We start from the raw sequence: 26,906 nt of genomic DNA on the forward strand, positions 1-26,906 counted from the left end.
ACTCTTAGTGTCTGTATGGCGCCCTTGGCGCCGCCACGCGGACGTCTCCCTGCCAGAAACAGAAAGGCCGCTCCAAGCAGAAGCTGTAAGGAGCGGCCTACGAGACGCGCGATCTACAGGCTATGCAGTTTGCACTTTGCGGCTGGCGTATTCGCTATACAAGCGCTGCTGGTTCATGACGTCACGCTTCGGCGCCACGCCGAACATCCGGCAGTATTCCCGGCTGAATTGCGAAGCGCTCTCGTAGCCGACCTGATAGGCTGCCTCCGCCACGTTCGAAGCCTCGGCCACCATCAGGCGTCGCGCCTCGAGAAGGCGAAGTTGCTTCTGGAACTGCAGCGGCGTCATCGAGGTCAGCGCCTTGAAGTGTTGATGGAACGATGACGGGCTCATTCGCGCGGTCTCAGCCAGTTGTTCCACCCGCAGCGTCCGTGCAAAGTTCGCGTGCAGCAGGGAAATGGCTTTGACGACCCGCTCGATATTCGATTCCGGCAAGGCCAGTCTGTAGAGTTCGCCGCCATGCGGGCTGTTCAGAAGCCAGAAGCAGATTTCGCGCATGACGGAAGGATAGAGGATCGGGATCGCCTTCGGCGTCCCGGACATTCTGATGAGACGCAGGATGCAATCCGCCAGAGGCTCGTCGACCCGGCTCACGAACATGCAGGGACCAGGGCCGGCAGGCGGAATCGGCGGTTCGTCCAACTGTTCCACCACGTCCCGCATCACCGTCACGTCGAGTTCGATCGTGACACCGATGTACGGCGCGTCAGGTGACGCCTCGACGATTCGCCCGCTGGCTGGCAGTTCCACGCTGACGACGAGGCATTCCATCGCGCGGTATTCGAGCCTCTCCTCACCGAAGAAGATCTCCTTTCCCCCCTGGATCACGACGCAGAGCGAGGGGCGGTAAATCTGCCGCATCGGCATCATGGTCTGACAGGAACGGACAATGTTGACGTCGGTGATCGGCGTCGGGAACAGGCCCTGACCTCCGCCCTGGGCCTCGACATAGGCGTTGACCGCCGCAAGAAGCGATGACGACACGCGAGCCTCCAGTGGGTTGCGAGGCCAGCGCAACACGCGACCCATAACTGGCATTGTATCGTCGCTTGCAGGAATAGGCAAATTTTTTGAGGGTTCGGGCATTCTGCTCATTAGACACTCCATCTAGCTTGAGGGGGCCAACCAAGCGAGGAGTGTGCCGAACATGACAGAAACTGCTGCGCGGTCAATAGATGTTCAAAGAAGCCAATCGCTTCTCTTCGATGAATCGGGCAGCGAATATGTACGTGGTTGGCGCGTTGCGGCTATCTTCATTACCCTACTGCTTATCAATGCGTTTTCCCAGATTGACCGGATACTGCCATTCATTCTGGCGGAATCGATCAAAGCGGACCTTGGGCTGAGCGATACGCAAATGGGTCTGCTCACCGGCCTGGCCTTCGCGGTCTGCTATGCGCTGCTGTCTTTGCCACTGGCGCGCGCCTCGGATCGCGGCTCGCCGCGCCTGGTTCTAGTTTCGTGCATCCTGCTTTGGAGCGCCATGACGGCGCTTGGCGGCATCGCCGCGAGTTTTCTGTTCCTGGCTCTGACGCGGTTCGGCGTCGCCTTCGGCGAGGCGGGCGCGATCCCCTCCGGGCATGCGATTATCGCCCGAAAAATCCGGCCGGAACGCCGCGGCCTCGCGCTCGGCCTGTTCGCCATGGGCGTCCCGCTCGGGACCATGGTCGGCTTCGCCGCGGGCGGCGCGATCGGCGACACGCTCGGTTGGCGCACCGCGATGATCGGCGCTGGAGCCATCGGCGGGCTGATCGCCCTGTTGGCGTTCATCGTCATGGGGCCGACCCCGACGCTCGAGCGCACGGCGGCCACCAGCGAACCTTTCCTGGAATCCAGCCGTCGGTTGCTGGCGTCCCCAGCGTTCCGCTGGCTGTTCATCGGCGCGATCGTCCTCGGCTTCGCCGCCGCGCCCTTCTACGCCTTCTCTGCGCCGTTCCTCATCCGGACGCACGGCTTCACCGCCAGCGAGGTCGGATTGGCGTTCGGTGTCCCGCAAGGCTTGATGGGTATTATCGGTGCGCTTTTGGGCGGGCGCTGGTTTGACCGCGCAGCAAGCTCGGGCACTGGAAGGGTCCTCGGGCCTCCCGCCGTTCTTTTCCTGATCGCCAGCGCGACGACGACCGCCGCCCTGTTCGTCCCGGTCGGATGGATGTCCATCCTCCTGCTGGTGCCGGGCATGTTGGCCTTCTCCTTCCTGATGCCCTGGGCCTTCGGCGCGGCGCATCTGGTGGCTGGTGAGGGCCGGCAGGCGCAGGCGTCCAGCCTCGTGATGATCGGTTCCGGCCTTCTGGGTCCGGCGCTCGGGCCGCTGATCGTCGGCATGATCAGCGATGCGGCGACGGCAGCGGAGATTCCCAATGGCATCGGACTCGGATTGCTGATCGTCCCCGTCTCGATGGTTCTGACCGCCGTCGCCTTGCTGATCGCAAACCAGCGCCTCGCCACTTTACTGCGGAGGCGGTGACAGCTGGACGTCGCCAAGGCCGCATCCCGCGAAATCTTACTCAATATCAACAATGGAAACCCAGCCGATGTCCAATATTCCTGAAACCCCCGACAACTCCCGCCGCACGTTCCTCGCGCTCACCGCCGCCGCACCGGCTGCACTCGCCCTGACGAGCGCGGCATCGGCGCCGCCACCGCCCGCCGCCTGGCGCGTGACGGCTTCGCCGTGACGGTGAACTGCCGCGTCAATACCGACCTGGCCGCCCAGGTCGTGGCCGACATCGAGGCCGAGGGCGGGCGGGCGATCTGGCTTCAGGCCGATGTGGCCGACCCCGCCGCCGTCCGCGCCTTGTTCGACGCCAATGACGAGGCGTTCGGCGGCGTCGATGTCGTCGTCAACAACGCCGGGATGATGTTCCTCGCCCCTTTCGCCGAGATGACGGACGAAGCCTTCGACCGGATGATGGCGACTAATGTGAAAGGCAGCTTCAACGTCCTGCGCGAGGCTGCGCGGCGCACCCGCGATGGCGGTCGGATCGTCAGCCTGAGTTCCGGCGCCGCGGTCCAGAGGCCGCCAGCCTATGGCCCCTACGCCGCCTCGAAGGCGACCCAGGAATGCTATTCGGGCTCGCTGGCCAAGGAATTGGGGAGCCGACGCATCTCGGTCGTTCCCATCGCTCCGGGGGCCGTCAACACGACCCTCTTCACCGATGACAGGCCGCAGGCCTGGATTCAGGGCGTCATCAACCAGACGCCCTTCCAGCGTCTGGCCGAACCCGAGGATATCGCGAACGCCATCGCCGCCCTGTGCACGAGCGACACCGCATGGATCAACAGCGGGCAGCCGGTTCACGCCAACGGCGGGCTGGGCTGAGGCGCGACGGCGACCGAAGAATTCTGGATCCATCGTAACGCCCGCTCCCGAATCTGAGTCGGAACGAAAGGAAACCTGTCCATGTCCGATACTGCCGAAATCCACGGCAACGCCCGCCGCACGTTCCTGGCGCTCTCCGCCGCCGCACCGGTCGCACTCGGCCTCGGGAGCGCGGCTTCGGCCCAGACGTCCGAAGGGGGCCCCGGCGCCCTGCTTGGAACCGGTCGGGCCAGCTCGAGCGGGCGATGGTCGATATCGAGGCCTCGCCCGGCATCGTTGCGGACGACATCGCCAAGCTGAACGCAGTTAGTGCGTTCACCATGGAACAACCGACTTGGATGCAGCGCATTCGTCAAGTGCCGCCCAAGCCGCCGCTGAGCACGGCTCCGGCCGTCACGGACTGAATTCGGATCGGGGAATCGCCCCCGCTAGCCGCCGATCCGAAAGGGGTCGTCACATCCCCCAATCCGCTGGCGACCCCAAGGCCACCGAAGGCGAACCCCGACAACTGGGCGTCTTCGGTGGCCACCCGAGGCTTCACTGCGTCGGAGCGCTGGACAGAAGATACAGAACAGCGGTATACGATACGGTATAGTATACTGGAGGCCGAAGGAATGGTCACGCTTGTCGTGAATGGATTGCAGGTGGCCAAGGCGTTCGGCTTCTTTCAGGCTTGGCTCAAGAACCCTTTGCGCGTCGGCGCCGTCGCACCCTCGGGACGCGCGCTCGCCAGCCTCATGACCTCGGAGATCTCGCATGACACCGGGCCGGTGATCGAGCTGGGACCGGGAACAAGAGCGTTTACACGCGCTCTGATCGCTCGTGGCGTCCGACAGGAAGATTTCGCGCTGATCGAGTTCGGGTCCGAGTTCGCCGCCGCGCTGCATTTCCATTACCCGAGAGCGCGCACGCTATGGATGGACGCCGCTCGCCTGCGGACGGTCGAGTTGTTCGACGGGCGACCGGCCGGAGCCGTCGTTAGCGGATTGCCGCTCCTGTCGATGCCGCCGCGCAAGGTGATCGCGATCCTGACGGGCGCGTTCCGCAAGATGAGGCCGGACGGCGTGTTCTACCAGTTCACCTACGGTCCGCGCAGCCCAGTCCGGTTGAGCTTGCTGAATCATCTCGGACTCGAGGCGGAACGAATTGGCGGCACCCTCGCCAATTTTCCTCCCGCAGCAGTCTACAGGATTCGTAGAAGCACATCCGAAACGGGGCTCTGGTATGATCGCGAGCCTCTGCGCCAGGTCTCTTGGCAGACCTCTCTTCCAGCGACGGATCGTGGATGAGGTATGCCGACTTCTTCGCTGACAATAGAGTTGCGGCATCTCCGCTACTTCGTTGCTACAGCGGAGCATGGCAGCTTTCGGAAGGCCGGGGTTGTTCTGGGTCTCGACCATTCGGCGGTGAGCCGTCGCATCCGCGATCTCGAAGACCATCTCGGCGCATCGTTGTTCAACCGGCACAATGGCGGTGTTTGCCTGACGCTTGCCGGTGAACAATTTCTGCCGCGAGCGCGTAAGGCGCTCAGAAGCATCGGTGATGGCGCGAGGCATGTTGCGGCCATCGGCCGGAATGAAGAGGGGCGCATTCGGATCGGGATCTTCTCCTCGCTGGCTTCGGGCTATCTGTCTGATCTCATGCGAGCCTACTCCGAACGGCATTCGAGGGTCAGGATCGAGTTCTATGACGGCGACCCCGCCGAGCACATCGCTGCGGTTCGCCAAGTCCGCATCGATGTGGCTTTTTTAACGGGCGTCATCGAGCGCGCGGGATGCGACATCGCGCACCTCTGGTCGGAACGTGTGTTCGTGGTGCTGCCCGAAGGCCACCTTTTGGCGAAGAGGTCCGAGTTGGACTGGTCCGATCTGCTGGATGAGCGCTTCATCGTCAGCGAGATCGCACCCGGTCCCGAAATCCAGGACTATCTGGTGCAACGGCTCGCCGGTCTTGGTCGTCATCCCGAGATTGAGCTGCAGGCGGTAGGGCGCGACAATCTGCTTCCGCTGGTGGCCTTGGGCCGAGGACTGACCCTGACCAGCGAGGCGACCACCGCAGCGCATTTCCCGGGCATCGTCTATCGGCCGATCCGCGGTGAATGCCTTCCGTTCAGTGCGATCTGGTCGCCCGTCAACGATAACCCCTCTATGCGGAGGCTGCTCAGCATGGCTCGGTCCATGGCCAAGGCCAGAAGGTCCGGAAAGCGGTTGAATGGTGCAGTTGCCACCATCTGAGTCCTTCATTGAGTAGCGGATCTAGACCGCTTCGAAGCGATCGAGGGCCGTTTGGTCACACTAGATTGAGTGAGTGCCCGACGACATCTACGGCCATCGGACTATCGCAGGAGCACACTGGCGCCTTTTGGTGCATCGACAAAGGACTAGGCTGATGAACAATGTGGCCTGAACGCCATGTCTGATCGGCGAACAATGGCTTCAGCCTCGCCGCGCTTTAGCAAAGCCGCGATCCGTGGCGATGAACCGCTCCAGCATAGGCACGACTAGCTTCACGGGATCAGCGACGGGCTGGCTGGTCTCGCGGGCCAGGATCTCGGCATAGGTGACTAGATCACGATGAAGCGGCGCAGGCAGCTCCACGCTGACTTTCACGGGTTTGTCCTCAACGATCGGTCCGAGCTTCAGCTTCGCCATCGGTCAGCCTCCATAGGGTTCGAGCACCAGATCGCGAGTGACGATGACCCTGACCGGAAAACCCGGGCGGATCGTCAGCGTCGGCGCGATCTGCAACTGACGGCGGATGATCTGCTGGCCAGCGTCATTGATCGTGTCCTGCGCGCCATCGCGGATGGCCCGGATCAGCCGGTCCTCGTCGTCCGTCGCGAGTTCCGCGCCGACCGCGAGCAGGGTCGAGAGCCCGGCCGCCCGCATCAGATCCCACCAATGATAGTCGACCCCGTCCTCGAGCCCGGCATAGCCTTGCGTGTCGGCGCCTGGTTGGCGTTCGAGTACGATGGATCGGCCGTTTGGAAAGATCAGCCGACTCCAGACGAGAAGCACCCGGCGCTGACCGAAGCCGACATCGTTGCTGTACTCGCCAATGATCCGCGTGCCTTGCGGGATCAGGAGCAGCCTGCCGGTCGGGCTGTCGTAGACGTGCTGCGTCACCTGGGCGGTGATCTGGCCCGGGAGATCGGAGCGGATGCCGGTGATGAGCGCGGCCGGGATGACGGCGCCGGCTTGCAGGACGTAGGGCGACGCCGGCGGCATGACACGATCGGTCGCGACGGTGCGCCGATCGACCGGCGCGTTGAGGAAGGCCGTTTGTCGATCCTGCGCCGAGGACATGCCGGGCTGTCCGGGAAGGCCAAGCCCGGCGAGATTCGGAGTCGAGATGCCGGCGGGCAGGCCCGGCGCCGAGGTTGGAGCCGGTCCGTTTTGGAAGAACACGCGGCTGAGGCGCGCGGCCTCTTCCTCGGCCCGGCGTCGCTGCTCCTCGGGATCGACGGTGGGCGTCGTCATGACGGGCGGCGCGACCGGCTGTCCGCGATTCTGAGCGTCGAGGATCGGTCGGCCCAGATCGCCGGGCAACGGCGGGCCGAGCACCGGCCCGGTATAGTCGCGCGGAAGACCGGCAAGCCCGTCGGCGGTCTGCCGGTTGTCCGTGGAATACAGCTCTTCGCCGCCGCCGCTCCGATCCCGCGTCTGAAGCGCATAGGTCAATGCCCCGCCGACACCGAGAGCCGCGATCACGCCCATGCTGGCGAGCACCCTGCGGGACAGGCGGGTGACGCGGGGGGGCTCAGCGCGCAGCCGCATGGGCGCGGCGGTGTCCGTGGCCGGCGCGGCGGGCGGCGCGTGGTCACCGCTTTGGGGTTCGTGGTCGCTCATGATGCGGGCCTTCCGTCTATGCGGACGATCCGGACCGTCTGCTGACGATCGCCGCTGCCGAGGCGCAGTTCGGCCGCGCCGAATATCCGGTCGACGATCAGGATGTTCTGGTAAATTCGGCTGTTGACGATCTCGGGCTGGCCTTCCGAGCCGATCACGAAGATCGGGGGCATCTCGCCCTGCACGATGCCGTGCGGGAACTCGATGTAGACCCGCCGCCCATCGTCGTAGACGGAGACCGGCCGCCAGGGCGGATTGTCGCCCGTCAGCCCATAGCGATAGTTCCGCGCCGCCGCGGCTGGAATGACGGGCGTGGTCGGAACGCCCTGGCGCTGCGTGGCCGGTGGTTGCGGGTAGGCCCAGGCGACCGCCGGCATGTAGGGCGTTTCACGCGCGCGCAGCTCGATCATGTAGACGCGGCGGTCGGTCGTGACGACAAGGTTGGTGGAGATCTCGGGACGCGAGGGTTTGACGAGGATGTGGACCCGCCGGGTGGGGCCGGCGCCGCTCTCGGTATCGCCGATGATCCAGCGGGCGGTGTCTCCCGCCGCGATCGGACCGGCGCCGGTCAGGCTCTCGCCCGGCTCAAGGGCGATATTGGTGATCTGACCGGGGGACGCATAGACCTGATAGAGGGCGCCTTCGCTCCAAGGGTAGATCTGGATCGCGTTGTAGTAACCCTCACGGCGGGGTTCGATGCGGGCGGCGGCGTTGGCGTTCTCGACGCGCGCACTCGGCGAGGCGGCGGCGCCGCCGCCTCTCGCCGGGGTCCAGGACGGCGGGACATGCAACGGGCGCGGCGCCTGGTCCGTAACCATTACCGGAACGGCCGGGAGCGGCGGCACGTTCGAATCATAGCTGATCTGAGGCGGCCTCGGCGCGGTCGCGCAGCCGGCAAGCGCCGTTGCAGTGAGCAGAACAAACGCAAATCCGGACTTACGGAAAGTCGGATGGGCGGATTTGTACGCGGGCGAGGTCATTGGCTCATCTCCCGCGACCAATTGATGGCGTTGACGTAGATGCCGAGCGGGTTCGACCGGAGGCGCTCCGCATCGCGCGGCGGCTGGATCACGATGGTCACGATGGCGGTCCAGCGTTCCGTGCGGCCGAGCTGGCCGTTCTCGTAGTGGCGTTCCGTCCAGGCGACACGGAAGCTGTCGGGCGAGGCCCGGATGATGCTCGACACGTCGATGGCGACCTGTTGGCGACCGACGCGGGTGAACGGGTCGTTGCTGCGCGCATAGTCGTTGAGCGCCGCCGCGCCGCGATCGGTCGTCCATTCATAGGCGCGGAGCCAGTTCTGCCTCACGATGATGGCGTCGGCCGGGATCGAGCGGACCTGCTCGATGAAGCGGCCGAGATGCCAGGCGATCTGCGGATCGGTCGGGCGATAATCGGCCGTCGCCGCAGCGACGGCCTGGGCCTGACCGAGATTGTCCACCTGTACGACCCAGGGCACGACGGTTCCGCGCGCCGACTGCCAGACCAGCGCGGCGGCAAAGCCGGCCGAAAGGATCAGCGAGCCGAACGCCATGTAGCGCCAGTTCTTTGCCTGGATGCGGGCGGAGCCGATGCGCTCGTCCCAGATCTGTGCGGCTTTCTGATACGGCGTCTCGGGCTGCGGGGTCTTGCCGTAGTGGGCGGCGGGTCTTTTGAAGAGGCTCATGAGCGGTCGCTTTCAGAGAGATTGATGGAGGAGCCGCCGCCATGGCTGTCGCCGGATCGAACGGCGTGGGCGGCAGCGGAGACGCCATGGCTCATGGTCTGGCTGCGGCGCATGTTCCGAGCCCAGGCCGGTGGCGCGTCGGCGGAGGATGCCGCCGACGGCGCGGCCTCGGATGCGCCGCCGCCGACCGTTCCCATGGTGGAACTGCCGCCGGTCGCGCCGAATCCGGCGCGCGCACCCTCGGCGTAGCTGGACTGGATGCTCGAGGACGCGCGCGCCGCCATTCGACGCAGAGGCGAGACCGCGGCGGCGCCGGCCGTGCGTGCGACGCCACCCAGCCCCGACGCGACACCTGCGGCGCCGGACTGGCCGAGCGAGCCGACACTGTAGGCCGCCGAGGCGGCGCCGGCGGCGGCCGCGCCACCGCGAACGGCGGCGGCTCCGCCCGCGAGGGCAGCGGCGCCGCCTCTTGCGGCCAGCATGGTCGCCTCGCCGTCGGCGACGGCCGCACCGCCGACGGCAAGTCCGGTGCCAACGGCCGCACCGGCGCCGAGCTGGGGGCCGCCGGAGACGATGCCGTTCGCGATGCCGGGACCGAATATCCCGAGACCGACGAGCGACAACGCCGCCAGCACGATGGCCATGGCGTCGTCGATGGTGGGCGTCTGTCCGCCGAATCCTGCGGTGAACTGGCTGAACAGGGTCGAGCCGATACCGATGATGACGGCGAGCACCAGCACCTTGATGCCCGAGGAGATGACGTTGCCGAGCACACGCTCGGCCATGAAGGCGGTCTTGCCGAACAGGCCGAAGGGAATGAGCACGAAGCCGGCCAGGGTGGTCAGCTTGAACTCGATCAGGGTGACGAAGAGCTGGATCGCCAGGATGAAGAAGGCGAGGATCACCAGCGCCCAGGCGAAGAGCAGGCAGGCGATCTGGATGAAGTTCTCGAAGAAGCTGATCCAGCCCATCAGGTCGGAGATGGATTCGAGCAATGGGCGTGCGGCGTCGAGGCCGGTCTGCGCGACGCGCCCCGGACGCATGAGATCCTGCACCGAAAAGCTCGTTCCCGAGCCGAGCAGCCCCAGGCCGGCGAAGCTCTCGAAGACGATCTGGGCGAGGTTGTTCCAGTTTCCGATGATGTAGGCGAAGACGCCCACGAACAGGGTCTTTTTGACTAACCTGGCGATGATGTCGTCGTCGGCGCCCCAGGCCCAGAAGAGTGCCGCGAGCGTGACGTCGATGACGATCAGGGTCGTGGCGATGAACGCCACCTCGCCACCGAGGAGGCCGAAGCCGGAGTCAATATATTGAGTGAAGACCCCGAGGAAGTTGTCGATGACGCCCGATCCGCCCATGGGTCAGTGTCCTTCGTTAGCCGACGACGGCGCGGGCGGCGGGGTGCGGCCGAGGAAGCGGTCGCGGGTCTCGCCCCAGACGCGCAGGCATTCCGCATCGGTCGCCGCCGCTTCGCCGAGCTGCTGGCAGGCGCGCTGCCTCTCGCGCAAGGGGTCGCGCTGAGGCTCGACGACACGCGCGGGCCGGGTCTCCGGCGCGTCCTCCTGACGGGTCATCTCCACCGCGGTGGCTGTGATCGCGAGCGCGACGAAAATCACCGCCCCCAGCCGCGCCAGCATCTTGCCGTCCATGGTCGCCCCTCTTTCGGCTGTCAGTTGCCGTTGTTGAACATCTGCGCGCTGCCGGGCTGGTAGCTCGTGCCTGGCGTGAGGAAGCGACGGCGCTGCTCGCGGCCCTGCTCGGCGGCGGCCGCGCGCTCGGCCTCGGTGAGCGCGGCGGCGCGGCCGTTAGCGGCGAGCAATGCGGTGAGGTCGGAAAGCTGCTGCGCCTGAAGAGCGAGGAGTTGATTGCCCGCCTGCGTCGCCTGCAGCGCACCGGTCGCGCCCTGGCTTTGGCCGACCAGCGCCGACATCTGCGCGCGATTGGTATCGATGTTGCCGACGACGCCGGCCTGCACCCGCATCGCGTCCTGAAGGCCGCCGACCGTGTTCTGCCAGCGGGACCGGGCATCGGCGACGAGCTCCTGCTGCGTCGCTGTCATCGAGACGTTCCCGTATTGGCGCTGGAACACCTGATCGATCTGCTGCACGTCGAAGGCGATGTTCTGCGCCTGCTGGAGAAGCTGCTGGGTGCGTTGGACCGACTGCTGGAGTTGCTGAAGAGACGAGTATGGCAGGCTGGCGAGATTGCGGGCCTGGTTGATGAGCATCGTCGCTTCGTTCTGGAGCGAGGTGATCTGATTGTTGATCTGCTCCAGCGCGCGGGCCGCCGACAGCACGTTCTGGACATAGTTGGTCGGGTCATAGACGACCCACTGCGCCGCGGCTGGCGCGACGAGCACGGGCGACATGGCGACGGGCAATGAGAGGACGGAGGCGGCAAGCAGGGCCGCGCGCAAAGGGCGTTTCTTCATGGGTCGATCTCCAGGTTGGTGAGGTTGGGAATGAGCTCCGCCGCCCATTCGACGCCGCGCAGGCGTAGCCAGGCGTCGATGAAACCGTCGCGGCCGTGCTCGGCGACGATACGTTCGATGGCGGCCTGGTCGGATTTTGCGGATGCGGCGCAGAGCGCGAGACCGACTTCGCTGAGGCCGAGTTCGAACAGCCGGTTGCCGCGCCGGCTCTGGCAGTAGTAGTCCCGCTTCGGCGTCGCACGGGCGAGGATCTCGATCTGGCGGTCGTTGAGGCCGAAGCGCCTGTAGATCGCCGTGATCTGCGGCTCGATCGCGCGCTCGTTCGGGAGCAGCAGGCGCGTCGGGCAGCTCTCGATGATGGCGGGTGCGATCGCCGAATTGTCAATGTCGCTGAGCGACTGCGTGGCGAAGATGACCGAGGCGTTCTTCTTTCTGAGCGTCTTCAGCCATTCGCGGAGTTGCTCGGCGAAACCCTCGTCGTCCAGCGCCAACCAGCCCTCGTCGATGATGAGCAGCGTCGGCCGGCCGTCGAGTCGGTCGCCGATGCGGTGGAAGAGATAGGCCAGCACGGCCGGCGCAGCGCCTGTCCCCACCAGGCCCTCGATCTCGAATGCCTGTACGGACGCGCCGCCGAGGTGCTCGGCTTCCGCGTCGAGCAACCGGCCATAAGGACCGCCGACGCAATAGGGTCGAAGCGCCTGCTTGAGATCGTTCGATTGCAGGAGCACGGCGAGGCCGGTGATCGTGCGCTCCTCGACCGGCGCGGAAGCCAGCGAGGTCAGCGCCGTCCACAAATGCTCCTTCGTCTCGGGCGTGTTTTGCACGCCCTCGCGCATCAGGATCGCGACGAGCCAGTCGGCAGCCCAGGCGCGCTCGTAAGTGTCGTGGATGCGGGCGAGCGGCTGGAGCGAAACCGATGTCTCGGCGCCATCCGTCAGGGCGCCGCCGAGGTCGTGCCAGTCGCCGCCCATGGCGAGCGCGGCCGCTCGGATCGAGCCGCCGAAGTCGAAGGCGAAGACTTGCGATCCTCGATAACGCCGGAACTGGAGCGCCATCAGCGCCAGCAGCACGGACTTGCCCGCGCCGGTCGGGCCGACGACGAGGGTATGGCCGACATCGCCGACGTGAAGGGAAAACCGGAACGGGGTCGAGCCCTCCGTCCTTCCGTAGAGTAGCGGGGGTGCATCGAAGTGCTCGTCCCGTTCCGGCCCCGCCCACACGGCGCTCAGGGGGATCATGTGGGCGAGATTGAGCGTCGAAATCGGCGGCTGGCGGACATTGGCGTAGAGGTGTCCCGGCAGGCTGCCGAGCCAGGCGTCCACGGCGTTGATGGTCTCGGCCATGCAGGTGAAGTCGCGGCCCTGGATGACCTTCTCCACCAATCTGAGCTTCTCGTCGGCGATGCGGGGATCGGCGTCCCAGACGCAGACCGTAGCGGTGACGTAGGTCTGTCCGGCATAGTCCGCGCCGAGCTCCTGCAACGCGAGATCGGCATCGGCCGCCTTATTGGAGGCGTCGGTGTCAACCAGGGCGGACGCCTCGTTAGTCATCACCTCCTTGAGAATCGCCGCAATGCTCTTGCGCTTGGCGAACCATTGCCGCCTGATCCGGGTCAGCAGACGCGTCGCATCGGTCTTGTCGAGCAGGATCGCGCGGGTGCTCCAGCGATACGGGAACGCCAGGCGGTTCAGCTCGTCGAGGATTCCCGGCGTCGTCGCGCTCGGGAAGCCGACGATGGTGAGGATGCGCAGATGCGCTTCGCCGAGGCGTGGCTCCAGCCCGCCTGTCAGCGGCTGGTCGGCGAGCAGCGCGTCGAGGTGCATGGGCGTCTCGGGCACACGGACTCTGTGCCGCTTGGTCGAGACGGTCGAATGCAGGTAGGTCAGCGTCTCGACGTCATCGAGCCAACGGCATTCCGGCATGAAGCCGTCGAGCAGCGCCAGCACGCGATTGCTGCGATCGACGAAGCCTCGCAGGATCTCCCACGGATCGACACCGGCCTTATCGCGTCCCTCATAGAGCCAGGTTTCGGCGCGCGCGGCGTCCTCGGCCGGCGGGAGATAGGTGATGGTGAGCATGTAGCTCGACTCGAAATGCGATCCGGCCTCTTCGAAGACGGCCTTGCGCTCGGCGTCGACCAACGCCGACGCCGCATCGGCGAAGGCGCTTCCCGGATATTGATTGGAGGGGTGCCGCTGCGCCTCGACGAAGATGGCCCAGCCCGATCCGAGACGACGGAAGGCGTTGTTGAGGCGGCCCGCGACGCCCACCAGCTCGGCCGCGACGGCGGAGTCGAGATCGGGGCCGCGAAACTTCGCGCTGCGCTGAAAGCTGCCGTCCTTGTTGAGGACGACGCCGTCGCCGACAAGGGCCGCCCAGGGCAGATAGTCCGCGAGCCTTGCGGCGGTCCGGCGATATTCGGCGAGGTTCATCATGATGTTCGCTCCTCAGACCGACAGATGACCGGGGATGCGCAGGTGCCTTCTGCCGACTTCCACGAAGAGCGGATCGCGCCTGGCGGCCCAGACGGCGGCGAAGTGGCCGATCAGCCAGATCGCGAGCCCGGCCAGCCAGAGCTGCAGGCCGATGCCGATGGCCGCGGCGAGCGTGCCGTTGAGGATGGCGATCGAGCGCGGGGCGCCGCCGAGCAGGATGTGCTCCGTCAGCGCCCTGTGAACCGGGACGGCGAAGCCCGGCACCGCGTCGAGCTGTTCGAGAACAGCGGCCATCAGATCACCGCCCCGCCGCCGAACGAGAAGAAGGACAGGAAGAAGCTCGACGCGGCGAAGGCGATCGACAGGCCGAACACGATCTGGACCAGCCGGCGAAACCCGCCCGACGTGTCGCCGAAGGCCAGCGTGAGGCCGGTGACAATGATGATGATCACGGCCACGATGCGGGCCACGGGACCTTCGATCGACTGAAGGATTTGGTTGAGCGGCTGTTCCCATGGCATGGAGGAGCCGGAGGCATGCGCGGCGGGCGCCATGACCAGGGTGACGTAGGTGACGGTGGCTGCCGTCGCGATGTGACGGCGAATACGCAGGGCGTGTCGGATCACTGGGGATCTCCTGAAGGTTCGAGGGTTGCGGGGGTGATGCGATAGTCGCCGCTCGGCCCGAGCCCTTCGACGCGGGCGAGGTCGGCAAGCCGGCGCGCGGCGCCGCGTCCGGAGAGGACGGCGACAAGATCGATGGTCTCGGCGATCAGTGCGCGCGGGACCGTGACGACGGCTTCCTGGATGAGCTGTTCGAGCCGGCGCAGCGCGCCGATGCCGGAGCCGGCATGGATGGTGCCCACTCCGCCGGGATGGCCGGTGCCCCAGGCTTTCAGGAGGTCGAGCGCTTCGGCCCCACGGACCTCGCCGATCGGAATGCGATCGGGCCGCAGGCGAAGCGAGGAACGGACCAGATCGGAGAGCGTCGCTACGCCGTCCTTGGTCCGCATCGCGACCAGATTAGGCGCGGCGCATTGCAGTTCGCGCGTGTCCTCGATGAGGACGATGCGATCGTCGCCCTTCGCCACCTCGGCCAGAAGCGCGTTGGTCAGCGTGGTCTTTCCGGTCGAGGTGCCGCCAGCGACCAGAATATTGGCGCGCGCGACGACAGCCTGCCGAAGGACCACGGCCTGATCGGGCGTCATGATGCCGGCGGCCACATAGTCGTCGAGCGAGAAGACGGCGACGGCGGGCTTGCGGATGGCGAAGGTCGGGGCGGCGACGACCGGGGGCAGCAGGCCCTCGAACCGCTCGCCACTCTCGGGCAACTCGGCGGAGACGCGCGGGCTGCGCGAATGCACCTCCGCACCGACATGGTGGGCGACCAGGCGAACGATGCGCTCGCCGTCGGCTGGCGACAGCCGTTCACCCGTATCGGAGAGCCCTTCAGAGAGGCGATCGATCCACAGACGGCCGTCCGGGTTCAACATGACCTCGACGACGGCGGGGTCTTCCAGAAACCGCGCGATCGAGGGCCCGAGCGCCGTGCGCAACATGCGTGCGCCGCGCTGGATCGCCTCGAATTTCTGGTGGGTTTCCGTCATATCTTCCCCGTCGTGCGCGGGGATGCGATGACCGATCCCCGGATCGGGGATGATTAAAAGAGCCCGAAGTCAGGCCGATTCAACAAGTTTCGGTCGTAGTAGAAGTGTAGCGTGCAAATACAGGAGAACGGCGGTGTTGATGAACTTTGGGTGTCGAGACGAACGTGTCCGATCACTACTATTCGTCTGTGGGAGAATGTGAGATTCGGGCGTCCTCGCCCGCGACGTCCTCCGCGATTTCCTGCCGGAGCTTGGGGCCCTTCGCCAATCGCCGGCCGAGCGCGGTGATGAACGCCTCGTATCGCTCTGCCGCCTTGGCGCGCGCCGCCTCGACTGCCGGCTCGGGCAGCGCCGGCGTCGTGTTCAGCCAGAAGCGGACGAACACCGCCAGCGTCTCGACTGAGATGCCGGTGTCGCGCTCGAGGCGCGTCATGCGTCGGTCTAGCTGATCGAGCCGTCGGGCGATGGCGGCTTCCCGTCGCTCGGCGGCGTCAGGCGAAAGAAAGGAGGCGATCGCCGCTTCGGCGATCATCGACATCGGCTGATCGCGTTTCGCCGCATAGTCGCCGAGCATCGCCATGACATCGGGATCGAGATAGACGGAGATCTGCGCCTTCTTCTTGCGGACCGTCATGGCGATCAAAGCTCCATCCCGTCCTTCGGATTCAAAGAGACCTGGCGGGCGACACCTTGCATGACTCTGGCGAGACGTCGGTTCTGCGCGGCGTCCTCATCATCGTCGGCGGCCGCGTCGATCTCGAACTCGTTGTCGATCGGCGCCTTCTTCTCGATCGGCTTGGCGCGGGCCAATTCGGGCTGTTTGCGCTTCTCGGAGCCGGTCGGGTCGTCATCCTCGCCCGCGGCGGGATCGACGGGATCGAGCGCCGGCGTGGCAGGCAGCGGCAAGGTGGTCCAGTCGTCGGGGCGGCCTCGCCCTGGCGCTGCGAGCGCGGGCGGCGGCAGCACACGTTCCTGGAAGCGCGCGTCCTCGAAATAGCGCGCCTTCTTCGCCCGGATCGGCGGCGTGCCCGCGACCATGACGATTTCGTCGGCCGGCGGGAGCTGCATGATCTCGCCAGGCGTGAGCAGCGGCCGGGCCGTCTCAGATCGCGAGACCATGAGGTGCCCTAGCCATGGGGACAAGCGGTGGCCGGCATAGTTGCGCATAGCCTTCATCTCGGTCGCCGTGCCAAGGGCGTCCGACACGCGCTTGGCCGTGCGCTCGTCGTTGGTCGCGAAACTCACCCTGACGTGGCAGTTGTCGAGGATCGAATTGTTGGGGCCATAGGCTTTTTCGATTTGGTTGAGCGACTGGGCAATCAGGAAGCTCTTGAGCCCGTAGCCCGCCATGAACGCCAGCGCGGACTCGAAGAAGTCGAGGCGGCCCAGCGCGGGGAACTCGTCCAGCATCAGGAGCAGGCGATGGCGCGCGCCTTTCGCCTGCAAATCCTCGGTCAGGCGACGGCCGATCTGGTTGAGAAGAAGCCGGATCAGAGGTTTGGTGCGGTTGATGTCGCTCGGCGGCACGACGAGGTAGAGCGTCGTCGGCCGGGCGCCGCCCACGATGTCGGCGATCCGCCAGTCGCACCGCCGCGTGACCTCTGCCACGACCGGATCGCGGTAGAGGCCGAGGAAAGACATAGCGGTCGAAAGCACGCCCGAGCGCTCGTTGTCGGATTTGTTGAGCAACTCGCGGGCGGCGCTGGCGACGACGGGATGCGGACCCGCCTCGCCGAGATGCGCCGTCTTCATCATTGCGGCGAGCGTCGACTCGATCGGCCGTTTCGGATCGGAGAGGAATCCGGCGACGCCGGCGAGGGTCTTGTCCTTCTCCGCATACAGGACATGGAGGATCGCGCCGACCAAGAGCGCGTGGCTGGTTTTTTCCCAGTGATTTCTCTTCTCTAAGCTTCCTTCCGGATCGACCAGAATGTCCGCGATGTTTTGAACATCTCGAACCTCCCATTCGCCGCGGCGGACCTCGAGCAGCGGATTATAGGCCGACGACTTCGCGTTGGTCGGATCGAACAGCAACACGCGGCCATGCCTGGCCCTGAACCCGGCCGTGATCTGCCAGTTCTCGCCTTTGATATCGTGAACAATCGCCGAGCCCGGCCAGGTCAAAAGCGACGGCACGACCAAGCCGACACCCTTGCCGCTCCGCGTCGGGGCGAAGCACAGCACATGCTCCGGACCATCGTGGCGCAGATAGGATCGCTCGTAGCGGCCGAGCACGACTCCATCCGGACCAAGCAAGCCAGCGGCGGCGATCTCCTTCGTCTCGGCCCAACGCGCCGAGCCGTAGGTGTCCACGTTTCCGGCTTCGCGCGCGCGCCACACCGACATCATGATGGCGACGCCAATGGCAATGAAGCCACCGGAGGCGGCGATGACGCCGCCAATGTTGAACACGGTCGGCGCATACGCCTCGTAGGAGTACCACCACCAGAAGAGCGCCGGCGGATAGTAGATCGGCATGCCGTAGAGCTCGAACCAGGGCTGGCCGAGCTGCGCCTGAAAGCCGAGGCTCCAGGCCACGAACTGCGTCGCCGCCCAGGTGGTGATGAGGATGATCAGGAAGACGACGGTGATCGGTCCCCAGAGGATTTTCGTGCCTGACATGGGCCGTTCCTTTCTTTTTGGTGGTTAGAGTCCGAGCCCGCGCTTGCGGCCGAAGCTCCAGTCGACGCCGCCGTCGCCGCGCGCGACACCGAAGACGTGGCGACCGAGTTGTTTTTCGAGCGATGGCGACCAGGGCACGAGCTGGAAGCCGAGCCCGTTGTCGATCATGGCGAAACGGCCGGAGGCGAGCGCGAAGCGCTGGCGATAGGAGCCGGCGACAAATCCACCGCTCTCGGCGCGATTGAACGGTAGGCCCGTTTGTCCGGTGAGCTTCTCACCCAGCGCGTCCAGTTCGCGGCGGCGCAGCGTGTCGAGGAGCCTGCGCGCGAAGACCACGCGCTGGCCCCGCCGTTCCGCCAGCCCCTGTTCGACCAGATGGTCAGTGCGGCGATCCATGGCGTCGCGCACCTCGGCGCCGAACCCGCCTTGCGACAACGCTGCCGGCTCGCGGGCGATGGCTTGCCGGTCGAGCCAGGTCGCGCCCGAGGCCGTCACCTGGGCGTTGACGTCGAGATCGGAGCGGACGGCCAGTGCGACGCGGCGTTGGCCGCGTGCGTCATCGAAGCTGCGCAGCTCGACGATCGAGCCTGGGGCGCTGTCGCCGGACGCATCGAGATCGGGGAACTTGATGTGGTGGGTCCGGCCGTCCACGCCGTCGACCACGGCATAGGCCGTGCCGTTCAGTTCATCACCAAGACCGCGAGCGACCAGCCGACCGATGATCGGCGTGTCCAGGCTCTCGCCCGCGAGCACATAGCTGGCCGACCCGCGCTCGATGCCCTGGTCGGTCAGCGCGCGGTGCAGGCGCTTGATGATGTCGCCGCGCTCGCCCATCTCGCGCAGCACGGCTTCAGCCTCGGGCTTGATATGCCATTGCGCATTGCCGACCTGGCCTGCGACGCCGAGGACTTCCAGCGTGCGCAGGCGTCCGACCTTCAGCGCGTGAAACTCGTCGGGCTGCTGATCCGGGCGCGGGGCCAGATCGACGATCCGCGCCTCTCCGCCGTCGCGGACAAGCTGGCGGTCGAGCTGTGTCCAGCGCTCGGCCCCGATCTGGCGTTCGAGCGTGCGGCGAATGTCCAGGTCGGTGCGCGGCCCCAGCTCCTCGGTGATGAGGTCGCGCGCCCGGTCCCGCATGCCCTCCTTGATGTAGTCGCGGGAGATGACGAGGTCCTGGCCGTCGTCGCGGACGCCGCGCACGATCAGATGCACATGGGGATGTTCGGTGTTCCAGTGATCGACTGCGACCCAGTCGAGCTTGGTGCCGAGATCCTTCTCCATCTGGCCGACGAGGTCGCTGGTGAAGGACCGGAGGTCGGACATCTCCAGCGCGTCGTCAGGCGAGACGATGAAGCGGAAATGATGCCGGTCGTCCTGGCACCGCTCGGCGAAGGCCCGGCCATCCGCGTTCTCCCCCTCCGGCCCGAACAGCCGCGCCTTCTCCCCGTCCCGGGTCACGCCGTCGCGCCGCAGATAGTCGAGGTGGGCGCCAAGCGGCGCTGAGCGGCCGGCATGTCGGACGACGCGCGCCTTGACCACGGCCCCGCGGGAGCGGGCGGTGATCAGGCGATTGGCCTGGATGCTGGCGCGCTGACCATGGCCGAAGCGGGAGCGGTTGCCGGCGACGATGCGCCCTGAGCGGGACACGCCGCCGCCGGCCTTCTTCGCCGCGGCGAGCGCCTGCGCGATGAAGGGGCGTGCCTGCTGCGCGCGGGTCGAGCGAATGCGGCCAGGCCGGACGCGGAATTCGTGTTCATCGGCCATGGCGGGAGGCCGCAATGTGCGAAAGGTCTCGCAGATACAGAGGTTTGGGCTTTCGGCGCACCTTGCGCCAAAGCCGGGCAATGTGCGGAGCGCGCCAGAAAAGCCAGCAAAACCAACCGCCCGACCGAAGCGCAATGTGCGCCCTTTTATCCTGCCATCGGACGGTTGGGGTTCCTGCCTCTCCCCTCAGTGCCCTCCACGACACGCTGCAACGCGACAGGCTGCGAAGAAGGCTCCAGGGCATCACGGTCGCTCCCCGGCGCTATTGCGAGCGAGGAAGATGCCGGTCTGCGGTGCGCCGGCAGGGCGATCGACCTGCACCGGAGCGGCGGCGGGCGTGTCGGTCGGCGTGCGCTCTGGCGGCGCGGGCCCGGCAGCTTCATTGCGGCCTGAGCGATCGACAAACAGCGGAGCCTCGCGCCAATCGGGCGGCGGTGGCGGCGCAGCGACGGGGATCGCGGCTGGCACCTCAGCGCCCAGGATCGGCGCGAGCTGGGCGACATAGGCGCGGGTCTCGGCCGGCAGGGAGCGGCCGGTGGCGAGGTGCTCGTCGTAGCGGCCAGGCCCCGCATTGTAGGCGGCCAGCATCGCCGCGATGTTGCCGTAGCGATCGAGCATCTCGCGCAGATAGGCTGTGCCTGCGAGGATGTTGTCGCGCGGATCGAACGGGTCGCGGCCGAGCCCATGGCGCAGCCGAAGCTCGGCCCAGGTGTCGGGCATGATTTGCATGAGACCCATTGCCCCGGCCGAGGACACGGCGCGCATATCGCCCGCGCTCTCGGCTCGCAGGACCGCTCGAATCCAGGGTTCGGGAATGCCGAAACGTTGCGATGCTTCCGCGATATGGGCGGCGATGGATTGACCCGCCGTCGCCTGTTCCGGGCGTACCGGCTGCGCCTCGGTCGGGAGGACCGGAGCGAAGCCGAGGAAGAGGCCGGAAAGGAGAAGAGGAGCGATGCGGCGGGGGGTGCCGCATCGCCGACGGGCGTTTGGGATGGAGCGCGCGGGCATGGTCAGTCCTGCTCGTCGCGCTTCTTTTGGCGGGTCCAGTGCAGTCCCCAATCGCGGCCGTCTTCATCCGATTGGAAGAGTCGGGCGCGGATCGGCTGCGGGAAAACCGGGTCGTCGAGGAGCACCGAGATGAAGGCGCCCGCGCGTTCGCCGGTGTGTTTCCAGCCGGCGCCGACCTCCGGCCCATCGTCGTCACCGAGATGGATACGGTAGGCCGGCGCATTCTCGGCATCGGCATTTTCGGCCGGAGCGAGGGTGAGTTCGAGATCGAGCGACAGGGTGCGAATGCGCCCGGAATAACCGGACTGAGTGCGATGGAAGTGACCGATCTGCGCCATTGGGAATCTCCTTTGCTATGGCGGTTGGGAAGAGGTTCAGGGCGCCGGCTCGGCGGCGCGCCAGACGAAGCGGCCGTCGCCGGCTTCGTCGGTCCAGATCGGCGTCACGCGGGCGACGATCGTGCTGATGGGAAGCGGGCCGAAATAGCGCCCGTCCATGCTGTCGGGTGCGTCCCAGTTCATGAGGAAGACTTCGCCGTCGCGAAGCGTGCGGCATCCCTGCCAGGCGGGCAGCGGACGGCCGATCCGATCGTGATCGAGCGCCTGCCCATAGGCGTGATCATAGGCAACGATGGTCGCGCCGTTGCGGCAGACCGTCGTGCCGGGAAGCGCGAGAACGCGCTTGATGAGCGGCACGTCGCGGGCGAGGTATCCACGTTCGGCGAGGAAGTCCGAGAGTGCTTCAGGCGGCATGACGGCGACGAGATCGGCGACTTCGATCCACGTCGCGGGAGAGACGCGATAGAGACCGATCGGCACGCTGGCCGAGGCGTTCCAGATCAGTTCTGGCCGATGGTCTGAGATCGCCGGCGCCACCATCAGGCCCACGCCCGCGAGCATGGTCGCAACAAGAGTCCGTCGGGTCATGACACGACGCTCCGGCGCTTCAGCCAGGCGTCATGGCGCGACGCGGTGTAGGCGCCCGGCTGCTGACCGGCGCTCATGCGGTGATGAACGTGACGCCAGTGGTCAGGGGCGACAGCGCATGGATCGATGCCCGTAGCCTCGATCGCGTCGATGTGCAGAAGGACGCGCTCGACCTTCGGCCAGTCCTCCACCTTGAGCAGGATCTCGCCGCCGGGACGAACGAAAGGCAGGGTCTGATACGGCTCGCCCGGTGCGACGGCGCGCACGATGTCGATGCGCGAGATGATCGTGCCGAAGTCGTTCGCCGCCCAGCGGACGAACGCGAAGGTGGCGCTCGGGCGGAACGACAGAACCCGCCGCCTGCGGTCGAGGATCTGTTCGTGCGCGGGTTCGCCGAACCTGATCCAGTATTCGATCTTCTTCTCCACCCAGGTCAGTTCGACATGGGTGAGATGGTCGGCAGCGTGCGCGGCCGACTCCGGGCCGCCGCGCACGCGGGAGGCCGCGGCGCCGGTCATGATGGGTCTCCTGATGGCGGGGGAAATTCGCGTGCGAGCAGCTCGCGCAGCATGTCAGCGACGGTCGTGCCGCGTTGGAATGCGACGATCTTGATGTGGCCGCGCAGCTCCGGCGTGATGTCGATGGTGAGCCGCGCGGTGTAGATCGCCGCCGTCTCGGCGCGGTCGGACGGGACATCCGCCGACCTGATCCAGCTATCGGCGTCGCCGGGACGGGATGCGAAACCGCGCTTGTTCACCCGACCGCTCATGACGCGCCGCCATCATGGAACGGGAGAACCTGGGCGATCCGCGCGCGAGCGCGATCCGCCATTCTGGCGTCGATCTCGCAGCCGAGATAGCGACGGCCGGACAGGCGGCAGGCTTCGCCCGCTGCGCCCGATCCGGTGAACCAGTCGCCGACCAGCCCGCCTTCGGGGCAACTCGTCCGGATGAGGATTTCGAGCAGCGCCGACGGCTTTTCGGTCGGGTGAATCGCGTGTCGGTGGGCATTGCGGACGTAGATGACCGAGCGCATCAGGCGCGGCCCGCCGTCGAGGCTGACATAGTGGCCGGCGTCGATATGGCCGGTATGGGGCGGCCGCTGCTTGCGCCGCACCGTCCGCGCCGTGGCGTCCGGCGTCGTCTGGACGTCGTTGTAGATGTCGCGCCATGGCGTCTCGGCCGGATAGAACTGGACGGCGAGCTCGTGGACGCGCTTGAAGCGATCGGCGTGGAAGCCGGTGCCGTTCTGCTTCTCCCAGACGATCTCCTGGGCGAGCCGCAGCCCGGCGTCGGCGAACTGGTCGGCGGTCGCCATGAAGCAACGCAGCGAGCCGAAGACCCACAGCGAACCGGCCGGAGCGAGTGCCGCGCGGGCGAGCGGGAGCCAGCCATCGACGCGCCGGTCCCAGGCGAGCGAGGTGTCGCCATAGGGCGGATCGGCGAGGATGAGATCGAAGGGCGCGTGCGCCGGCATGACGGCGCGGCAGTCGCCTGTGAGGATCGTCATGGGGCGATCCTCCCGATGCGAAGCCGGTCGATCTCGGTGGCCAGTGCCGCGATCTCCCGCGCCGCTGGAGTGTCGCTATCGATCTCCGAGACAAGCCGGCCGGACTGCGCGGCGTCGGCAAACACCACGCGCTGGCCGATTGTCGTGGCCAGCACCGGCGGATCGTGATCGGCCAGCGTCTCGGCGGTCGCGCGGGCGATCACCGTGCGGGCCGCGCAGCGGTTCAGCACGAAGCGCGCGGCGAGCTCGGGCCGATAGATGCGGGCTTCGCGAAGAAGCCCGAGCATCTCGGCGGAGGCCCAGCCGTCAAAGGGGGACGGCTGCACCGGAATCAGCACGAGGTCGGCGGCGAGCAGCGCCGAGCGCATCAGGGCGGCGACGCGCGGCGGGCCGTCGATGACGACGATGTCGGCGTCACGGGCGAGTTCCGGCGCCTCGCGATGCAGGGTGTCGCGCGACAGGCCGACGACGCCGTAGAGGCGCGGCAGGCCCTCATGGCTGCGCTGCTGCGACCAATCCAGCGCCGAGCCCTGCGGATCGGCGTCGATCAGCGTGACCCTGCGCCCCCTCCCGGCCCATTCGCCGGCCAGGTGCAGCGCCAGCGTCGTCTTGCCGACCCCGCCCTTCTGGTTGAGAAGAGCCACGATCACCGCTGGCCTCCCGGCTTCTCGCCAAGAGGGTGTTGCGGTGTCGGAACCGGATCGGCGCCGGCCTCGCCATGCCGATCGGCGATGTTCTCCACATCGCGCGCGCGCTCTTCAAGGTTAGAATCTTGGTTAGACTCTAAGTTAAGGGCGCGATTTCGGCTTTTTCTGCCGTAGCTTAGGGGCGATTCCGGTTCCCGATAGCACGAGGGTCGGGTTCCCGATGGCACGATAGTGCGGGTTCCCGATAGCACGAGGCCTTCCACAGGTTTTCCACAGGGCCGCGACGGCTCGAAGGCGAGCAGCATCCGACCGCTGATCTCGACCTCAAGGAACAGGGTGTAGCCGGGCAGCGGCTGGCGGCGGATGATGTCGCGTAGCTCAAAGGCGAAGCGCTTGAAGGGCGAGAGGCTGCCCGACTTCTGGTGCAGATGGCGGAAGTCGAAACGCCATCCTGCACTCTGCCGGCCCCCGTGCTTACGGACGATGCGGTAGAGCCAGCGGTCGAGTCCGCCGGTCAGGTCGAAATAGGCTCGGTCGATGGTGAGCACGAGGGCGTCATCGAGGACGGCGCGGTAGAACCAATCGGGCACGATCAGCTCGATGCCGTCTGGGCGGCCGGTGCGGTCGGTGCGTTCCTGCCACTCGTTGATCCAGGAGAAGCGATGACGCCGGCCTTCGGCGGGCTGGCGGATCGTGGTGGAAACCGTCGTCGATTGCAGCCGGTCCAGCGCCGCCTTCAGCCGCTGGTAGTCGCGCAGCGACACGCCGCGACCGATGAAGGTCAGGATTTCGTAGGGGGTCGCTGCCATCAGGCGCGACGTGTTGAGACCGGCGTCGCGGGCCTCGACGATCTGGCTCGCCGCCCAGATCAGGATGTCGGCATCCCAGATTGTCGCCATGCCGTGATCGGGCACGGCCTCGACGCGGATCGCGACGTCGCCGGCGGCGAAGTCGATCGGCGCGACGCGATGGGATTTGGAGAGGGAGAAGAAGGGATAGGCCATGAGATCCTGCGCGTCTCGTGGCGCGAAGTCGCCAGGGAGCGCCCGAAACAGATCGAGCTGTCCGCGCTCCGCGAGGGATCGACGTCGCACCGCCATCTTGAAGTCCGCACGCGATCAGCGCGCGTAGCGTCCGGATTGCGGGAGCGGCTGACGCTTGGCGGGAAGCACCTGTCCGCGCGGATCGGAGGTCGAGGTGACGACGCCGCGCGCGGCCCAGGCTTCGAGATCGTCAATGGCGTAGACGACGCGGCCGCCGAGCTTTCGGTACGACGGCCCTGTGCCGTAGGTCCGATGCTTTTCCAGCGTTCGGGGCGACAGGCTGAGGAACTCGGCGGCTTCCTTGGTGCGCAGGAAGCGTGGCGGCAGAACGACGGAATCGGGTCGCATGGATCGGGGCCTCCGTGGGTTGCGGGCGGCCGCTGAGGAGAAGCGGCGGGCGACGACCACGGTGGCGGAGGAGCTTCGTCTGGGGGGATGGCGAACTTGGGGGTGGCGATCTTCGCCACCCCCAAGTGAGGGACGGTGGATCTCGCGGCGCCCCGTGCGACCGCTATCGGCGGTCGAGGCGGCGGCGGTGCAAGAGCCGCAAGTAGTCGCCCTCGATCAGGCGGTTTCCGCCCTGCACCAGGCGGATGACGACGTCACGGAACGCCGAGGTTTTCCACGGTTCTGATCGGATGCGCTCGGCGCCGAAGATGACGGTGGCGATGTCCCTGTAGCTGGCGCCGTGCGACCGGCCGTCAGACGCCTGGATCATCTGGCGGAATCGAAGTCGCTGCTGCGCTGTCATGCGCGTGTCGGGCGGGACCGCCCGCCGGCGCCAGGCTGTCCAGAAACGGACAAGCGCTTCGATGCGATCGAGCGCATGGGCGTCCAGAACGACGATCGCGGCCAGCTCCGTCCCGGCATCGACCTGGGGCAGCAGCAGTATCTGCGCTTCCGATGCCGCCAGTCGCAGAACGTGATGATCGCCGTCAGGAGATAGGCGACCTGGGGAGAGGTCGCCGAGTTGCGAAGCGGTGGACCCTTGAAGTTCCAGCGGCGTCTGCGTGAGCATGACCACAGTTGGATTGGTGCGAGGCGACCAAAGCACGGGTTGGTCCAGCGAGGTCAGCTCCGGTTTCGCCGGGAAATCGCAACCCCCATTTTCGTTCGTCGAGCGGCGAGAGCGGTTCTTCTGTGGTATTCGCGTCGATCAGCGCGCGGTAGTGCGCCTGATAGGGCGCGTTGCGCCGGAGGCACTCCCAAGCGAGGCCCTCGATTGGAAGATCGTCGAAGAACATGTAGCTCGCGCGGTCTCGCCAGCGCGACGTATCCGGGCGCATGTCTCATCTCCTCGCAGAGTACGCGCAAGTCGAGGATCGCAGACTATTGTCGGTTGTGCGGGTCTTCGGAAGCACGGCGAGCGACACCGCGCGTTGTCGCGGTGACACCGGCAATCGCGCAATGTTCAGTTGGAGGAACTGTTGAGAAGGTGGCGGTAGCCGGTCTCGGTCATCCACCGCGCCCTGGTAAGATGGCTTGCGTGGACTTGGCGGGCGCGATCCGGCTCTAGCCGAGGGTCGATTCCAAAGAGGACTTCGACGATTTCCCGCCAGTTTGCGCCGTCGGCGGTGGCGTCGAGCAGACGCGCGTAAAGTCGGATATGGGACCGATCGTAGTCGGTGAGCGTCTCGCCCGCTGGCGCGATATCCTCAAACGGTTCGATCATCGGTGCGGCTTCGTGGCTCCGCGGCACATCGTACCAGACGTTAACCATAGCAGAATGATTGTGCAGTGCGAGATGGCGTCATCGACACCATGTGCTGCGCTCGCCCTTCCCATGACCATGGACCAACAGGACTCCCTGTCCGCGGTCGGTTGTCAGGAGCACGACGCCATGCGCCTCGAACGCTCGCCTGACCTGATCGCGCGTCGTCTCGTAGACATCGAGCCCGTTCTCGGACTCAAGGCGCTTCAGGGCAGTCAGCGATATTCGAGCCTTGTCAGCGAGCGTCTCCTGCGTCCAACCCAGCAACGCGCGTGCGGCCCGCGATTGTCGGGCGGTGATCATGACGA

Annotated in this window: 32 protein-coding genes and 1 pseudogene; 5 read left to right on the plus strand and 28 right to left on the minus strand. The window is 66.5% G+C overall.

Translation table 11 applies throughout. The annotated features are described in order from the left end of the window. Nucleotides 1–120: 120 nt before the first annotated feature. On the minus strand, nucleotides 121–1,044 hold the full coding sequence (locus FF80_RS18590; RefSeq protein ID WP_200877233.1) for an AraC family transcriptional regulator: 924 nt from the start codon (nucleotides 1,042–1,044) through the stop codon (nucleotides 121–123). Nucleotides 1,045–1,207: 163 nt separating this feature from the next. Here FF80_RS18590 and FF80_RS18595 point away from each other — a divergent pair, with 163 nt between their 5' ends. The 5 genes and pseudogenes from FF80_RS18595 (at nucleotide 1,208) to FF80_RS18610 (ending at nucleotide 5,613) form a co-directional block, all read left to right on the plus strand. Next, complete coding sequence (locus tag FF80_RS18595) at nucleotides 1,208–2,524, plus strand: MFS transporter (protein WP_035103106.1); 1,317 nt, start codon at nucleotides 1,208–1,210, stop codon at nucleotides 2,522–2,524. Nucleotides 2,525–2,591: 67 nt separating this feature from the next. Beyond that, nucleotides 2,592–3,379: pseudogene (locus FF80_RS18600) on the plus strand (SDR family oxidoreductase). Nucleotides 3,380–3,624: 245 nt separating this feature from the next. Further along, the gene (locus tag FF80_RS22010; RefSeq protein ID WP_160172860.1) at nucleotides 3,625–3,783 is read left to right on the plus strand and encodes a hypothetical protein; all 159 of its coding nucleotides are present in this window, start codon (nucleotides 3,625–3,627) and stop codon (nucleotides 3,781–3,783) included. Nucleotides 3,784–3,993: 210 nt separating this feature from the next. Further along, the gene (locus FF80_RS18605; protein ID WP_081917543.1) at nucleotides 3,994–4,668 is read left to right on the plus strand and encodes a phospholipid methyltransferase; all 675 of its coding nucleotides are present in this window, start codon (nucleotides 3,994–3,996) and stop codon (nucleotides 4,666–4,668) included. Nucleotides 4,669–4,671: 3 nt separating this feature from the next. Beyond that, nucleotides 4,672–5,613: a LysR family transcriptional regulator gene (locus tag FF80_RS18610; RefSeq protein ID WP_035103107.1), complete on the plus strand. Its 942-nt coding sequence runs from the start codon at nucleotides 4,672–4,674 to the stop codon at nucleotides 5,611–5,613. Between the two features lie 201 nt (nucleotides 5,614–5,814). On the opposite strand, the gene FF80_RS18615 is transcribed toward FF80_RS18610, so the two are convergent. From FF80_RS18615 to FF80_RS18740, 27 genes are all read right to left on the minus strand, one after another. Next, complete coding sequence (locus tag FF80_RS18615) at nucleotides 5,815–6,030, minus strand: DUF2274 domain-containing protein (protein WP_035103109.1); 216 nt, start codon at nucleotides 6,028–6,030, stop codon at nucleotides 5,815–5,817. 3 nt (nucleotides 6,031–6,033) lie between these two features. Beyond that, nucleotides 6,034–7,227, minus strand: coding sequence for a TrbI/VirB10 family protein (locus FF80_RS18620; RefSeq protein WP_052153758.1), 1,194 nt, complete (start codon nucleotides 7,225–7,227; stop codon nucleotides 6,034–6,036). After that, nucleotides 7,224–8,207: a P-type conjugative transfer protein TrbG gene (gene trbG, locus FF80_RS18625; protein WP_035103111.1), complete on the minus strand. Its 984-nt coding sequence runs from the start codon at nucleotides 8,205–8,207 to the stop codon at nucleotides 7,224–7,226. The genes FF80_RS18620 and trbG overlap by 4 nt, the downstream gene beginning before the upstream one ends. Further along, complete coding sequence (trbF, locus tag FF80_RS18630) at nucleotides 8,204–8,893, minus strand: conjugal transfer protein TrbF (RefSeq protein WP_035103112.1); 690 nt, start codon at nucleotides 8,891–8,893, stop codon at nucleotides 8,204–8,206. Before trbF ends, trbG begins: the two co-directional genes overlap by 4 nt. Then, entirely contained in the window at nucleotides 8,890–10,251 is a 1,362-nt protein-coding gene (gene trbL, locus FF80_RS18635; protein ID WP_035103113.1) for a P-type conjugative transfer protein TrbL, read from the minus strand. Before trbL ends, trbF begins: the two co-directional genes overlap by 4 nt. A gap of 3 nt (nucleotides 10,252–10,254) precedes the next feature. Then, a complete protein-coding gene (trbK-alt, locus tag FF80_RS18640) occupies nucleotides 10,255–10,542 on the minus strand; it encodes a putative entry exclusion protein TrbK-alt (RefSeq protein WP_035103115.1) in 288 nt (95 codons plus the stop codon). Nucleotides 10,543–10,562: 20 nt separating this feature from the next. After that, entirely contained in the window at nucleotides 10,563–11,324 is a 762-nt protein-coding gene (trbJ, locus tag FF80_RS18645; protein ID WP_035103117.1) for a P-type conjugative transfer protein TrbJ, read from the minus strand. Continuing rightward, nucleotides 11,321–13,759, minus strand: a complete 2,439-nt coding sequence (gene trbE, locus FF80_RS18650; RefSeq protein ID WP_035103119.1) for a conjugal transfer protein TrbE — start codon at nucleotides 13,757–13,759, stop codon at nucleotides 11,321–11,323. The genes trbJ and trbE overlap by 4 nt, the downstream gene beginning before the upstream one ends. Nucleotides 13,760–13,771: 12 nt before the next feature. Further along, entirely contained in the window at nucleotides 13,772–14,053 is a 282-nt protein-coding gene (locus FF80_RS18655; protein WP_035103120.1) for a VirB3 family type IV secretion system protein, read from the minus strand. Further along, nucleotides 14,053–14,385 carry a TrbC/VirB2 family protein gene (locus FF80_RS18660; protein ID WP_035103121.1) on the minus strand — a complete coding sequence of 111 codons (333 nt, stop codon included), beginning with the start codon at nucleotides 14,383–14,385 and terminating at the stop codon, nucleotides 14,053–14,055. Before FF80_RS18660 ends, FF80_RS18655 begins: the two co-directional genes overlap by 1 nt. Beyond that, nucleotides 14,382–15,365, minus strand: a complete 984-nt coding sequence (gene trbB / locus FF80_RS18665) for a P-type conjugative transfer ATPase TrbB (protein WP_035103122.1) — start codon at nucleotides 15,363–15,365, stop codon at nucleotides 14,382–14,384. Before trbB ends, FF80_RS18660 begins: the two co-directional genes overlap by 4 nt. A gap of 178 nt (nucleotides 15,366–15,543) precedes the next feature. Then, complete coding sequence (locus FF80_RS18670; RefSeq protein ID WP_035103260.1) at nucleotides 15,544–15,999, minus strand: hypothetical protein; 456 nt, start codon at nucleotides 15,997–15,999, stop codon at nucleotides 15,544–15,546. A 5-nt stretch (nucleotides 16,000–16,004) separates the two neighbouring features. Continuing rightward, nucleotides 16,005–17,987 (minus strand): conjugal transfer protein TraG, encoded by a 1,983-nt coding sequence (locus tag FF80_RS18675; RefSeq protein WP_035103123.1) that lies wholly within the window; start codon nucleotides 17,985–17,987, stop codon nucleotides 16,005–16,007. A 24-nt stretch (nucleotides 17,988–18,011) separates the two neighbouring features. Beyond that, a complete protein-coding gene (locus FF80_RS18680) occupies nucleotides 18,012–19,751 on the minus strand; it encodes a VirD2 family relaxase/mobilization nuclease (protein WP_035103124.1) in 1,740 nt (579 codons plus the stop codon). Between the two features lie 243 nt (nucleotides 19,752–19,994). Further along, nucleotides 19,995–20,762 (minus strand): lytic transglycosylase domain-containing protein, encoded by a 768-nt coding sequence (locus FF80_RS18685; protein WP_035103125.1) that lies wholly within the window; start codon nucleotides 20,760–20,762, stop codon nucleotides 19,995–19,997. 2 nt (nucleotides 20,763–20,764) lie between these two features. Next, entirely contained in the window at nucleotides 20,765–21,100 is a 336-nt protein-coding gene (locus FF80_RS18690) for a DUF736 domain-containing protein (RefSeq protein ID WP_035103126.1), read from the minus strand. A 36-nt stretch (nucleotides 21,101–21,136) separates the two neighbouring features. After that, entirely contained in the window at nucleotides 21,137–21,688 is a 552-nt protein-coding gene (locus tag FF80_RS18695; RefSeq protein WP_035103128.1) for a S26 family signal peptidase, read from the minus strand. Next, nucleotides 21,685–22,206 (minus strand): DUF2840 domain-containing protein, encoded by a 522-nt coding sequence (locus tag FF80_RS18700; protein WP_035103130.1) that lies wholly within the window; start codon nucleotides 22,204–22,206, stop codon nucleotides 21,685–21,687. Before FF80_RS18700 ends, FF80_RS18695 begins: the two co-directional genes overlap by 4 nt. Beyond that, nucleotides 22,203–22,457, minus strand: coding sequence for a hypothetical protein (locus FF80_RS18705; protein ID WP_152558435.1), 255 nt, complete (start codon nucleotides 22,455–22,457; stop codon nucleotides 22,203–22,205). Before FF80_RS18705 ends, FF80_RS18700 begins: the two co-directional genes overlap by 4 nt. Then, nucleotides 22,454–23,197, minus strand: coding sequence for a site-specific DNA-methyltransferase (locus tag FF80_RS18710; protein WP_035103131.1), 744 nt, complete (start codon nucleotides 23,195–23,197; stop codon nucleotides 22,454–22,456). Before FF80_RS18710 ends, FF80_RS18705 begins: the two co-directional genes overlap by 4 nt. Next, nucleotides 23,194–23,847 carry a ParA family partition ATPase gene (parA, locus tag FF80_RS18715; RefSeq protein WP_035103132.1) on the minus strand — a complete coding sequence of 218 codons (654 nt, stop codon included), beginning with the start codon at nucleotides 23,845–23,847 and terminating at the stop codon, nucleotides 23,194–23,196. The genes FF80_RS18710 and parA overlap by 4 nt, the downstream gene beginning before the upstream one ends. Continuing rightward, nucleotides 23,844–24,944, minus strand: a complete 1,101-nt coding sequence (locus tag FF80_RS18720) for a replication initiator protein A (protein ID WP_052153759.1) — start codon at nucleotides 24,942–24,944, stop codon at nucleotides 23,844–23,846. Before FF80_RS18720 ends, parA begins: the two co-directional genes overlap by 4 nt. Nucleotides 24,945–24,962: 18 nt before the next feature. Then, nucleotides 24,963–25,235 (minus strand): helix-turn-helix domain-containing protein, encoded by a 273-nt coding sequence (locus FF80_RS18725; protein WP_035103134.1) that lies wholly within the window; start codon nucleotides 25,233–25,235, stop codon nucleotides 24,963–24,965. A 163-nt stretch (nucleotides 25,236–25,398) separates the two neighbouring features. Continuing rightward, on the minus strand, nucleotides 25,399–25,905 hold the full coding sequence (locus tag FF80_RS18730) for a DUF2285 domain-containing protein (RefSeq protein ID WP_081917544.1): 507 nt from the start codon (nucleotides 25,903–25,905) through the stop codon (nucleotides 25,399–25,401). Then, nucleotides 25,823–26,173 carry a DUF6499 domain-containing protein gene (locus FF80_RS22285; RefSeq protein WP_348270339.1) on the minus strand — a complete coding sequence of 117 codons (351 nt, stop codon included), beginning with the start codon at nucleotides 26,171–26,173 and terminating at the stop codon, nucleotides 25,823–25,825. The genes FF80_RS18730 and FF80_RS22285 overlap by 83 nt, the downstream gene beginning before the upstream one ends. A gap of 125 nt (nucleotides 26,174–26,298) precedes the next feature. Next, nucleotides 26,299–26,559, minus strand: coding sequence for a DUF2285 domain-containing protein (locus FF80_RS18735; RefSeq protein ID WP_035103139.1), 261 nt, complete (start codon nucleotides 26,557–26,559; stop codon nucleotides 26,299–26,301). A 78-nt stretch (nucleotides 26,560–26,637) separates the two neighbouring features. Then, the gene (locus tag FF80_RS18740; protein WP_035103141.1) at nucleotides 26,638–26,901 is read right to left on the minus strand and encodes a helix-turn-helix transcriptional regulator; all 264 of its coding nucleotides are present in this window, start codon (nucleotides 26,899–26,901) and stop codon (nucleotides 26,638–26,640) included. Nucleotides 26,902–26,906: the final 5 nt, after the last annotated feature.

The organism is Devosia sp. LC5, assembly GCF_000735585.1.
Classification (GTDB): Bacteria; Pseudomonadota; Alphaproteobacteria; order Rhizobiales; family Devosiaceae; genus Devosia.